Source organism: Microcoleus sp. S13_C3 (assembly GCF_036700905.1).
Lineage (GTDB): Bacteria > Cyanobacteriota > Cyanobacteriia > Cyanobacteriales > Microcoleaceae > Microcoleus.
In genome coordinates this window covers 18,065-29,742 of the sequence record NZ_JAUBPT010000103.1, presented here as the reverse complement: position 1 = coordinate 29,742, position 11,678 = coordinate 18,065, and the positions used below count along the sequence as shown (strand labels likewise).

The 11,678-nt window shown below is 48.2% G+C and carries 7 protein-coding genes and 1 riboswitch; of the genes, 1 reads left to right on the top strand and 6 read right to left on the bottom strand.

Annotated features, from left to right (window positions below; genetic code table 11):
- Positions 1 to 106: 106 nt before the first annotated feature.
- The 6 genes from uca to QUA16_RS24385 all read right to left on the bottom strand — a co-directional run bounded on the left by uca (position 107) and on the right by QUA16_RS24385 (position 8,919).
- Complete coding sequence (gene uca, locus QUA16_RS24410; protein ID WP_333106368.1) at positions 107 to 3,724, bottom strand: urea carboxylase; 3,618 nt, start codon at positions 3,722 to 3,724, stop codon at positions 107 to 109.
- A 318-nt stretch (positions 3,725 to 4,042) separates the two neighbouring features.
- Complete coding sequence (locus tag QUA16_RS24405; RefSeq protein WP_333106369.1) at positions 4,043 to 4,684, bottom strand: urea amidolyase associated protein UAAP2; 642 nt, start codon at positions 4,682 to 4,684, stop codon at positions 4,043 to 4,045.
- Between the two features lie 79 nt (positions 4,685 to 4,763).
- On the bottom strand, positions 4,764 to 5,495 hold the full coding sequence (locus QUA16_RS24400; RefSeq protein ID WP_333106370.1) for an urea amidolyase associated protein UAAP1: 732 nt from the start codon (positions 5,493 to 5,495) through the stop codon (positions 4,764 to 4,766).
- Positions 5,496 to 5,945: 450 nt separating this feature from the next.
- The gene (locus QUA16_RS24395; RefSeq protein WP_333041363.1) at positions 5,946 to 6,722 is read right to left on the bottom strand and encodes an ABC transporter ATP-binding protein; all 777 of its coding nucleotides are present in this window, start codon (positions 6,720 to 6,722) and stop codon (positions 5,946 to 5,948) included.
- Positions 6,723 to 6,891: 169 nt separating this feature from the next.
- On the bottom strand, positions 6,892 to 7,743 hold the full coding sequence (locus QUA16_RS24390; RefSeq protein WP_333106371.1) for an ABC transporter permease: 852 nt from the start codon (positions 7,741 to 7,743) through the stop codon (positions 6,892 to 6,894).
- Positions 7,744 to 7,851: 108 nt separating this feature from the next.
- Positions 7,852 to 8,919, bottom strand: a complete 1,068-nt coding sequence (locus QUA16_RS24385) for an ABC transporter substrate-binding protein (RefSeq protein ID WP_333106372.1) — start codon at positions 8,917 to 8,919, stop codon at positions 7,852 to 7,854.
- Between the two features lie 144 nt (positions 8,920 to 9,063).
- Positions 9,064 to 9,215: riboswitch (guanidine-I (ykkC/yxkD leader) on the bottom strand.
- A 630-nt stretch (positions 9,216 to 9,845) separates the two neighbouring features.
- On the opposite strand from QUA16_RS24385, the gene atzF reads away from it, so the two are divergent.
- A complete protein-coding gene (gene atzF, locus QUA16_RS24380) occupies positions 9,846 to 11,660 on the top strand; it encodes an allophanate hydrolase (protein WP_333106373.1) in 1,815 nt (604 codons plus the stop codon).
- Positions 11,661 to 11,678 lie beyond the last annotated feature (18 nt).

Genomic DNA, 11,678 nt, shown 5'->3' with positions numbered 1-11,678 from the left:
TGAAAATACACCTGACTGGCTACGATATCCCATCCCACAAAACAATCAAAATCATCCCCCAATTATGCAACGGCTTCCCACTGTCCCCGAACTGACAACAAAGGGATTAATTCGGTTGAACAGCCGCTAGAATTTGCCCTGCTGTCACCGTTTGTCCCTTTTCACAAAACAACTCGGCCACAGTGCCGGCAACATCAGCAGTAATAGCAATTTCCATTTTCATCGCTTCCAAAATTAATAGCCGATCGCCCTCAGCAACCGCATCTCCAACATTAACCAGCACCTGCCAAACATTGGCCGAAACGTGAGCGACAACAGCCTCACAGCCGATCGGCAAAACAACCTCCGCCGCTGTTTCAGAAGCCACATCCGCCGAGGATTCTGCGGCAGATTCAGCTTCAAATTCCCCGGATGCGGCCCAGCGATCGCGCTCTGCATTAAATGCGGCCTGCTGCTGCGCTTTAAACTCAGCCGCACTGTTAGCAATAGAATGCAAAAACTCATTGTATTCTCTCAAATTAAAAGTGATTTCCTCAACCTTTAATTTAAACTTCCCTTCAATAAATTCTTCCCGACAGCGGTGCAATTCCTCATGAGAAACCGGATAAAATCGGATTTGGTCAAAAAAGCGTAAAAGCCAAGGTTTACCAGACTGGAAATCCGCCGTTTGTTTGAACCGATTCCACATTTGCACCGTGCGGCCGACAAATTGATAACCTCCCGGCCCTTCCATCCCGTAAACGCACAAATACGCGCCGCCAATGCCAACTGCATTTTCAGGAGTCCAAGTGCGGGCGGGATTGTATTTAGTAGTAACCAAACGGTGGCGCGGATCGAGGGGAGTTGCGACGGGCGCGCCTAAATAAACGTCTCCCAAACCCATCACTAAATAGCTAGCATTAAATACAATTTCTCTGACTTGTTCGATGCTGTCAAGCCCGTTTATGCGCCGAATAAACTCAATATTGCTGGGACACCAAGGTGCATCCGATCGCACAGACTGCATATATTTTTCAATTGCCAACAGCGTCGATTCATCTTCCCAAGATAAAGGCAAGTGCACAATTCGCGCCGGCACTTCCAAATCCTCGATCGCCAGAAGTTCCGCTTCCGCCGCAATCAGCGCCTGCATTAGCTGCTGTTGCGAAATCTGGCGGCCCTCAAAGTGAATTTGGAGCGATCGCATTCCCGGCACTAATTCGATAACACCAGGCAACGGATTTGCTTTCAACTGTTCCATCAATGCGTGCGCCCGAAAACGCAAATTTAAATCCAGCACCAACGGGCCGTATTCAACTAGAATATATTTATCCCCAGCTTGACGGTAATTAACAGCAACCTGTCCCGGAGATTCGGGAATTTCGTGCAAAATTGGAGAGGTGAGAACGGCGGGCAATTCCTCCGAATTTTCACCAAAAACAGGCAAGCAAAAAGTAGCAATTTGCCTATTTTGTGCTAATTCCCGCTGCAAAGCTTCAGCAAAACTCAAACAGTGAAAGCGAATGCTGTCCCCCGGTTTCAGTTGCCCGATTTTCCACAATTCCGACTGCACAATAGTAGCAGGACACACAAAACCTCCCAAACTCGGGCCGTCAAGACCGAGAATTACAGGCATATCGCCCGTAAAATCGATCGTGCCGATCGCATAAGCATTATCGTGAATGTTAGACGGGTGCAAACCCGCTTCTCCGCCGTCTTGACGCGCCCAAGTGGGCTTCGGGCCGATCAGCCGAATGCCCGTCCGCGTCGAGTTGTAATGCACCTGCCATTCTGTGGAGAAAAACATTTCGATGTCTGACTCAGTAAAGAAATCCGGCGCGCCGTGAGGCCCGTACAAAACACCAATTTCCCAATTATTGCTGTAGGTGGGAATTAGTTCTGGAGGTAAAGATAATTCCGCTTCCAGAGTTGCCGTTTGATTGAGTTTTAACACATCTCCCGGACGCAGCGTGCGGCCCGCGTGTCCGCCAAATTTGCCCAGTACAAAAGTTGATTTGCTGCCCAAATAATCGGGGACATTAAAGCCGTGTTTGACTGCTAAATAAGTGCGGTAGCCGCCGCCTTGAATGGCTTTTAACTTGAGAATGCTGCCAGCTTTTACGGGAATTGCCGTCCAAAACGGCACCGATTCGCCGTTTAGCGTTCCCTTCATAATTGCACCAGTCAAACTAATAACTGTATCGGCATTAAAGCGCAGAGTTGGGCCTGTCGCTGTGAATTCCAATCCTGCTGTCGATTCGGGATTTCCTACTAAACGATTTGCCGATCGAAATGCCAGATGATCCATCGGCCCAGAAGGCGGCACGCCCACATCCCAATAGCCAATTCGCCCCGGATAATCTTGAATGCTGCTGTAGGTTCCCCCATCCAATACATCGATCGTTAAAGGTGCGTATTCAAAAGAGTTTAAAAAGCGCGTGCTCAGTTCGCCCCGGCTGAATCGGGAATCGTCCAAAATCTGGCGGAGGTAATCTAAATTAGTTTCAATTCCCGCTATTTCACTGGCATCTAAAGCAGCTTTTAGTTTAGCGATCGCCTGGGTTCGATTATCCCCGCAAACGATTACTTTGGCTAGCAGCGGATCGTAAAAAGGAGTTACCTCAGTGCCGGTTTCTATCCAACTATCGCAGCGGACGTTTTCGGGAAACGCAACTTGATTCAGCAACCCGGAACTCGGCTGAAAATTCTTGCCGGCATCTTCGGCATAAATTCGCACCTCAATTGAGTGTCCCTGCGGCCGATAGCGGTACTCTTCCAGGGGAAACAAATCTCCCGAAGCCTGTTTTACCATCCACTCAACGAGGTCGATGTTGTTGACAGCTTCAGTAACGCCGTGTTCGACTTGCAAGCGCGTGTTGACTTCTAAAAAATAAAACTGTTTCGCATCGACATCAAAGACAAATTCAACTGTACCGGCTGACTGGTAATTTACGGCTTTTCCCAACCGCACGGCTGCACCGTACAACTGATTTCGCTGTTCGTCGCTAATAGCAGGGGCGGGGGTTTCTTCAATTACTTTTTGATTGCGCCGCTGCACCGAACAATCTCGCTCGCCCAAGGCTATGACGTTTCCTTTGCCATCTCCAAAGATTTGGACTTCAATGTGTCTGGCTGTTTGAATGTATTTCTCTAAAAAAACGCCGCTTTGTTTAAAATTGCTTTGACTCAAACGCTGTACTTTTTCAAATGCTTCTGCCAAATCTTGATCGCCAAAACAAGCCTGCAAACCGATGCCGCCGCCGCCGGCGGTACTTTTGAGCATCACCGGATAGCCGATCGCCCCAGCCGCTTTTTGGGCATCCTCCAAACTTGCTAAAAGTTCGCTTCCGGGAGTTAGCGGCACTTGATTTGCAGCGGCTATTTCCCGCGCGGTGTGCTTCAATCCAAAGCAGCGCAACTGACTCGGAGTCGGGCCGATAAATGCAATATTTTCGCTTGCACAAGCTTCGGCAAATTCAGCATTTTCGCTCAAAAAGCCGTAACCCGGATGGATAGCTTCAGCTTTTGTTTGGCGCGCAACTTCGAGAATGCGATCGAACCGCAAATAACTCTCGGCTGCGGCGGCTGCACCGATACAAACGGCTTCGCTGGCGGCAAAAACGTGCGAGGCGCGGGCGTCGGCTTCAGAATATACTGCTACTGAAGCAATTCCGAGGCGATCGAGGGTGCGGATAATTCGGCAGGCAATTTCACCGCGATTTGCAATCAAAACTTTGTTAAACATTTAGGGAATTGGGAATTGGGAATTGGGCATTGGGCATTGGGCATTGGGCATTGGTAATTTTGGACTTACGCACGAGTATTATGAAACCGGGTTTTTTAACCATTATATTTAGTTTAAACCCTTAATCTCGGTTAAAAAACCCGGTTTCTTTAGTCCCCGTGCGTAAGTCCTGTAATTGCTAATTGGCAATCGATTATTCAGGGGGGTCAGAAACCGAGTTTGTCCACCAAAATAATTGCTTAAAACCTTCAATCTCGGTTAAAAAGCCCGGTTTATTGGTTCGGAGTGCGTAAGTCCTAATAATTAGATATTTTCAGATTACACGGAATCCCAAACAATCAACTGAATCGGCGTAGGATTGTAAGCATTGCAAGGATTGTTCATTTGCGGGCAGTTAGAAATAGCAACTAGCGCGTTCATTTCGGCTCGCAAATCAACTGTGCTTCCCGGATCGGAGATGCCGTCAACAATTTCAAGCGTGCCATCTTCGCTAACCGGAACATTCATAAAGAAGTTGATATTGCTGACTAAATCTCGCTTACCCAAACCGTAGGGAAGAATTGCGGCGAGGAAATTTTCAACACAGGCGTGCTGGTATTTTTTATCTAGTCCAAACCGCACCGAATTGCTCTCGCAGCTACAGGCGCCGCCGGAGGTATCGTGGCGCCCGCAGGAGTCAGCAATTATGGTCATCATGGCTCGCCCTTCGTTGGAAAGGAGTTGGCTGTTTGTAGTGACAAAGATGTTGCCTTGATTGACGATCGTATCGGGGGCGCTGTAGCGTTCGGAAGGGTCATCGGCATTGTAAACTAAAAAATCTACTGCTTGATTTCCGCCTAAATCTACAATACGAAGAATCTGTCCTTTTTTGATGACACGAGACCAGGGATATCTGGCGGGTAAGACTTCGTTATAAATGGCAGTTTTTGGATCGAGAAGTTGTTGGGTAGTTGCAGTCATGGTTCACTTTTTGTGATGGAAGTACAGAAGTTTTCACCGCAGATTGATGCGGACAATTTTGAGTTGTGTAATCGGGGGTTTATTGCACGAACAAAGCATCAGTGTTGATGAAGCCGCGCACGGCTTCCGGGTTGGCGGTGCGGCACAAGTCGTCTGGTGCGGGTGCGGGGGTTTTCACAATCTGAATTTGGATGGGTTTTGGATCGTAAATTAAACCCGGATGCAGGATGTGGGGGCAGTTAGAGATAATGGTCAATACGTTCATTTCGGCTCGCAAATCGATAAAACTACCCGGTTTTTCGCAGCCTTCGCGAAACTCCATCGTGCCGTCTGGTTTGACGGCAATGCGAGTAAATAAGTTGAGGTTGGGCATGATATCTTTTTTGCCCAATCCCCACCGAGTTAGGGCTTTGAGGAAGTTGTCGCGGGAGTTTTTCCAGTCTCCTTCGCCGTATTTTTTGGCATTGCTAATGGCGTTGCTGCATCCTCCTAACAAATCGTGACAGCCGGAGGTGTCTTGGGTGATGGAAAATAGGATGCGTCCCATGTCTGTGTAGATCACCATGCCTTGTTTGAGAAAGGCGTTGAATTGAATTTTGGCGGTGTCTGCTGCGTTGAAACGTTCGATCGCATTGTCGGCGTTGTAGCACAGCATGGAAACGCCGCGAGAGCCTTCTAAATCGGTGATTCGCAGGGTGTTTCCCCGCTTGATGACTCCCGACCAGTACGCGCCGCCCGGTACGGTTTCTTCGATTAATACGAGGCTTGAATCAATTTGTGAGTTTGGGTCGATCGATGATAGTTGCACCATAAGTTCCTCTTGATGTATTTGGGTAGGTCAGCGAAATAAAACAATAGTATTTTGTAGTGGCAAAAATCACCCTCTCCCAAAGTAATATTTATTTACACTGATATCTTGCACCATTCTTAAGAACGGGCAAGATGCCCGTTCCACAATAAAATTGAGTTTTGTGGAACGGGCATCTTGCCCGTTCCTAAATAGGTAATTGACAAGGGTGCAAGATGTTAAGTTTCCACTTACTTAGGTTTGCAGTTAAACTCTTGGCGCCCGCGCAAAAAGTGCAACTATTAACCTATTTCTATTTAAGCAGCCATTGCAACTGCTTCCTGTCCGTTGACATCTTGCACCATTCTCAAGAACGGGCAAGATGCCCGTTCCACAAAAAGTGAGTTTTCTTGTGGGGAGTAGGGGTTGGGCATCCTGCCCGCCCAAAAAGTGCAAATACAAACCTATTTTTATTTAAGCAGCCATTGCAACTGCTTCCTGTCCGTGTTTCCGCATCAAATCCATGAGTTCGTCGCGGTAATCGTGGAATTTGGCGTGGCGTTTAACGCTGGGAGTGCGATCGGGCAAATTAATCGACATTTCCTTTCTCACTGTACCTGGACGAGCGCCCAAAGCATAAATTCGATTGGAAAGAAACACCGCTTCTTCGACATCATGGGTAATCATAAAGATTGTAATCTGAGTGCGGCGCCACAAATCCAGCATAAATTCGTGCATCGATTCTTTAGTGTGGATATCCAAGGCGCCGAAAGGTTCATCCATTAATAACACTTTAGGTTCAGAAGCGAGGGCGCGGGCGATCGCCACCCGCTGTTTCATCCCGCCCGACAATTCCTTCGGCAGCGACGAAGCAAACTGCGTCAATCCTACCACATTCAAATAATAGCTCGCTTGTTCGCGCCGCTTTTTCTTGGAAACGCCTTGAAGTTTGAGGCCAAACTCTGCATTTTCCTGCACGTTCATCCAAGGATAAAGAGTGTAATGCTGAAATACCATACCTCGATCCGGCCCAGGCGAAACAACTTCCTTGCCATCAATTTTTACTTCCCCTGTTGTCGGCTTGTCCAATCCCGCAATCTGCCTCAACAGAGTAGATTTGCCCGAACCGGATGCCCCTACCGCGCAGATAAATTCGCCTTGCTTGATGCTCATATTGATGTCCTTGAGGACAACTAATTTACCCTTTTTCGTTTCAAAGTTTTTGTGCAGATTGTTGATTTGCAGAAACATGAGTTTATCCTCTGTATTGTAAGTAAAAAAATGACACCAGTCTGCTTTATAACACCAAATACTCGTTAGTAACTCTTTAGTCCGCGAAGGCGGACTTCGTTTGTTTAGAAGCGGTTTCAACCGCCGATTACGATCGAGAGTTTTTAACAAGGATTTGTATAACATCTGCTTACTGTTTCTGACTTGACCATTTACAATAAACCCGCAGCAGATATTGAAAAAGCAAGTCAAAAGTCAGTCCGATCGCCCCAATGACAATCAGCCCCACAAAAATTTCATCCGTTCGGAGAAATCGACCTGCGACGCTGATCCGGCGGCCTAAGCCTTCGGTTGCCGCAATCAATTCCGACACGATTACCAATTGCCAAGCCGCAGCTAGGTTGATGCGGCTAGCATCAAGAATTCCCGGCAAAACGTGGGGAAAAATAACTTGAGTGAGGATTTCCCAGCGATTCCCGCCCAACATATAAGTAGATTCGATCAAGTCTTTTGGAACAAACTTGACTGTATCCATCACCATCAGGGAATTGAAGAAAAAGACACCGATAAATATCAGCGTTATTTTGGGTTCTTCGCCGATTCCCAAATAGAGAATTAATAGGGGAATGAATGCTGGTGCGGGCATATATCGCATCAAGCCGAACATGGGTTCCAGCAAGGCGCGAATACTGGGAAAACTGCCCATCAGCACGCCAATTGGTATGGAAAAAACCAAGGCGAACAGAAAGCCAACTCCCACCCGCCACAAACTCGCTACTGTGTCTTTCAAAAGTTCGCGAGTGTTCCACAGCCGGCCAAATGCCTCTAAAACTTTGCCGGGGGAAGGCAAAAATTTGGGGTCTACGTTGGCGAAGGTTGTTACTAGCCACCACAGCAGCAGCGGCAGTGCGATCGATGTCACCGTTAACCCAATATTGAGGGGTTGTGGTATCTCTTCCGCAATCCGCCAGAAAACGGTGGGATTTAGGTTTTTTTGCTTGAGGTGGGATTGAATGGATCGGGGATCGGGATTTGGTGGCATGATTTAATTGCAGAACGGTTTAGCGAGTAATTTGAGTAGGTTTTGGGGATTTTTAAAAGGAATATTTGTGAAATTTTCTTGTGTCTGCACAATCGTAAATTATGCCTTTTAGCTTTTACCTTCGGCATAAGCTTTTATAAAGCGATCGTCAAATAATCGGCTGATATCGGGTTGGGTTTTGGCTAAATTTACATCGACGAGAAATTTAGTCATTTCGGCCGCCGCAAACTGCAATGATGTCATGTCATTTCCCGGTTGAAACGCTTTCAAGTTTTCCTCGATCGTAAATATCTTAGTGCCGTTTTCATATTCTTTGTATTCCTCAACGCTGACTCCGGCGCGGTTGGCGAGAATCTCGTAAGATTTCTCTTTATTTGATTTCATGTATTCCAATGTTGCAAACCATGAATTGACCAGGGCTTGCACTCGATCGGGGTGTTCGCTGATCAACTTTCGGGTGAATACCAAATGGTCGGAAATCGCCCCCGGAAAATCTTTGGAACTAAACAGTTCCTTGCTGTTTTTTCGCTTTAATGCCTGCGTGGTAAACGGCGCAAATACTGCCACCGCATCGACTTGTCCTCCGACGAAAGCCGCCGCAGCTTTGCCGGTTTCCAGCGGTACAAATTGAATATCCCCCACTGATAAACCTGCTCTTCTCAGCCCTAACAGCAATAAAAAGTGATCGACTGTACCTTCCTCTGCTGCAACTTTTTTCCCTTTTAAATCGGCAACGGAATTGATGCCTTCTGCGACAATCACTTTGTCATTTCCAGTCGAGTTGTCGTTGACTAAAACAATTACTTGGTCAGCACCGCCCGATATAGAGTTTACTGTATCGCCGAGGGTTTGGCTGTTAGCATCTATCTGTCCTGCTGTGAGGGTGCTGATCGATTCTAAGTAGCCGTCAAACCATTTTAAGTCTACAGCAACATTGTTAGCTTCAAATATCTTTTGCTCTTTGGCAATTTGCCACGGAAACCAGCCGGGCCACGCGCTGAATCCGAGGCGAACTGCGTTAGCACTTACTGAAGAAGCTGCTTCGCTTTCTGTCGTGGTTTTGATATAAATTGCCGGGTTGACGCAGCCGACAGCGAAAAACAAAGTGATAAAAAATATGGCGCAGTAGGATAAGGGCGAGCGCATTCTTTTTGTGGAGCAATATCGGATATTCATAGCATATTCTGGTTGCTGGTTAGAGGTGAATATGTCGATCGAGCTTTTGCACCTTCTTTGGCTTCCTTAGCTTCTGCAAACCCCCCTGATATACAAGGATAAAGCCCGAGAGCTAACGAACCGAGTCTTGATGACCGATCGCGTTTCTCCCGGGCTTTTATCCCGCCGTGTAACTGGCTAGTGTTTCCCTAACATTAAAATATTGGGAGAACCAGTCTGCTTCTCTCGGACCAGCACTTGAAATTTCTAAGCTGACTTAGAAACTGATTCAAATCGGAACCCTAGAAGCGGTTAAATTTTTCGTTTTTTGTCTGTATAAGTCCTGTTTGCAACCCAAGGAGTTATTCGAGACTGTTGGTAACAGCAATGCACTTAGCTTTTTTAAAGGTAAGCATACTGTAGCGTGCAATCCTACTAGATTGCTCTGTTTCAAACCGTAACAGCAAACTTGATGATAAAATGTGTAAATGGTTACAAAAAACGGTTTTTCTCGGATTTGTCAAATTAAAGTTTTGGGAAGATTAAACCGGGCGCTTGGAAATCGCGAAGTTTCCGTGCACAAAAAGACGAAACCCGCAAGGCCAGGGTTGAAGATTTATTGAGAAATACTTCGATTGCCCGCTAACTGGATGCGAGTACGATCGACAATGCGGTAAACTAACCTTGTATTTGTAATAACGCTCGCCAAACGCAGCCTTTGGAGTCATTTGTTCACTATTCAATCGAAAATCGAAAGCTCGCCAAACGCAGCCTGTGAAGTCAACTATTCAATCGAAAATCGAAAATCGAAAATCGAGTTATATCAAATCCGTTGACATCGGAATTATGAATCTCTCTCTTCTCTTTCTCTGTGTCCTCTGTGCCCTCTGTGGTTTAATCATTCCGATCTAACCGGAATTGATATTAGATGAAATTGATAGTGCATTATGGAAAAAGTTAACTACAGCAACAGTCTCGACATTCATTCACTGCTCGATCGCTACCGCACAGGCTCGATCGCGCCTGCAGATACGATCGCCAGCGTGTACGATCAGATCGAACGCTATGCAGATCCGGCAGTATGGATTTATTTAGCACCGCAGGCGGAAACCCTCGAACGGGCCAAAGCCTTGGAAAACCTAGACCCGCAACAATTGCCGCTCTACGGAATACCTTTTGCGATCAAAGATAATCTCGATTGGGCGGGCGTTCCGACTACGGCGGGATGTCCTGCGTTTGCTCGCACTCCAGCGCGATCGTCCGCAGTCGTAGAGCGTTTGTGCGCGGCAGGTGCGATCGCGATCGGCAAAACAAACATGGATCAATTTGCCACAGGATTAGTGGGAACCCGCACGCCCTATGGAGTTTGTCGCAATCCCTTCGATCGGCGCTACATCCCTGGCGGATCGAGTTCCGGTTCCGCAGCAGCAGTCTCCGCCGGATTGGTGAGTTTTGCTCTGGGTACCGATACCGCAGGATCGGGGCGGGTTCCCGCTGCTTTTACCAACATTGTCGGGCTGAAGCCCAGTTGCGGATCAATCAGCACTAGCGGCTTACTGCCAGCAGTGCGATCGCTCGATTGCGTGTCTGTGTTCGCTCTCACCTGTGCGGATGCTGCCTCCGTGCTGCAAGTAGCCAGCGGTTTTGACGCTGAGGATGCGTTTTCTCGCCACCCTGAAACGAAAGTTTTGCCGGATTTATCCCGCTTGCGGGTGGGAGTTCCCGCAGACAGCGAACTCGAATTTTTCGGGAATGCAGAAGCCGAACAGCGCTACCGGGAGTCGATCGCGCGCTTGCAATCATTGGGCTGCACGATCGCACCTATTGACTTCAAACCCTTTGCGGATGCTGCCGAACAGCTCTACGGCGGGCCTTGGGTAGCAGAAAGGTTGGCCGCGATCGGCGATTTCCTGGACGCGCACCCAGAGGATATCGATCCGATCGTCTACGAAATTATCAGCGGCGGCAAACGCTACGATGCTGTCTCTGCCTACCGCGCGTCGTATCGGTTGGCCGAACTCCGCCAGAAGGCAGAAATTCAGTGGCAGTCAATGGATGTGTTGGCGGTGCCGACGACAGGTACGATTTATACTGTCGCAGAAGTTGCAGCCGAGCCGATCGCGCTCAACACCAATCTGGGGCGCTACACGAACTTTGCGAATTTGCTCGATTTGTGCGCGATCGCAGTTCCCAGCGGGTTTCAAAGCAGCGGATTGCCCGCAGGATTGACACTGATGGCTCCTGCGTGGCACGATTTATCGCTCTGCCGCCTGGGCTCTGCTTTCCACGCTAGCTTGGGGGGAACTTTGGGCGCAATCGGTCTGCCGCTGCCAACCCTCCCGGAACCAGCCACCGCAGCCAAATATTCCTCAGAAGAACGAGTCAAAATAGCCGTGGTTGGCGCTCATTTGAGCGGTGAACCGCTGAATTATCAACTAATCGAACTCGGAGGAATTTTGGTTCGCGCCTGCCGTACCAGCCCGATTTACAAGCTGTACGCTTTGACGGGTACTGCTCTGGGCAAGCCGGGATTGGTGCGTCAGATAGAGGGCGGTAGCGCGATCGAGGTGGAAGTTTGGGAGTTGTCGATCGCGGCTTTCGGCGGATTTGTCGCTAAAATTCCCCCGCCCTTGGGAATTGGTACGCTGGTCTTGGAGGACGGCTCGACGGTGCAGGGCTTTTTGTGCGAACCTTATGCTGTGGCGGATGCGATCGATATTTCTCATCTCGGCGGTTGGCGAGCTTATAACTTCCGGTTTTAGGCTAAGTTAGAATTGCAA

Excerpts from the sequence above, each read along its gene's own strand:
- QUA16_RS24405 (WP_333106369.1), bottom strand. The coding sequence starts at position 4,684 with ATGACTGCAACTACCCAACAACTTCTCGATCCAAAAACTGCCATTTAT.
- QUA16_RS24395 (WP_333041363.1), bottom strand. The coding sequence starts at position 6,722 with ATGTTTCTGCAAATCAACAATCTGCACAAAAACTTTGAAACGAAAAAG.
- QUA16_RS24385 (WP_333106372.1), bottom strand. The coding sequence starts at position 8,919 with ATGAATATCCGATATTGCTCCACAAAAAGAATGCGCTCGCCCTTATCC.
- QUA16_RS24400 (WP_333106370.1), bottom strand. The coding sequence starts at position 5,495 with ATGGTGCAACTATCATCGATCGACCCAAACTCACAAATTGATTCAAGC.
- uca (WP_333106368.1), bottom strand. The coding sequence starts at position 3,724 with ATGTTTAACAAAGTTTTGATTGCAAATCGCGGTGAAATTGCCTGCCGA.
- QUA16_RS24390 (WP_333106371.1), bottom strand. The coding sequence starts at position 7,743 with ATGCCACCAAATCCCGATCCCCGATCCATTCAATCCCACCTCAAGCAA.
- atzF (WP_333106373.1), top strand. The coding sequence starts at position 9,846 with ATGGAAAAAGTTAACTACAGCAACAGTCTCGACATTCATTCACTGCTC.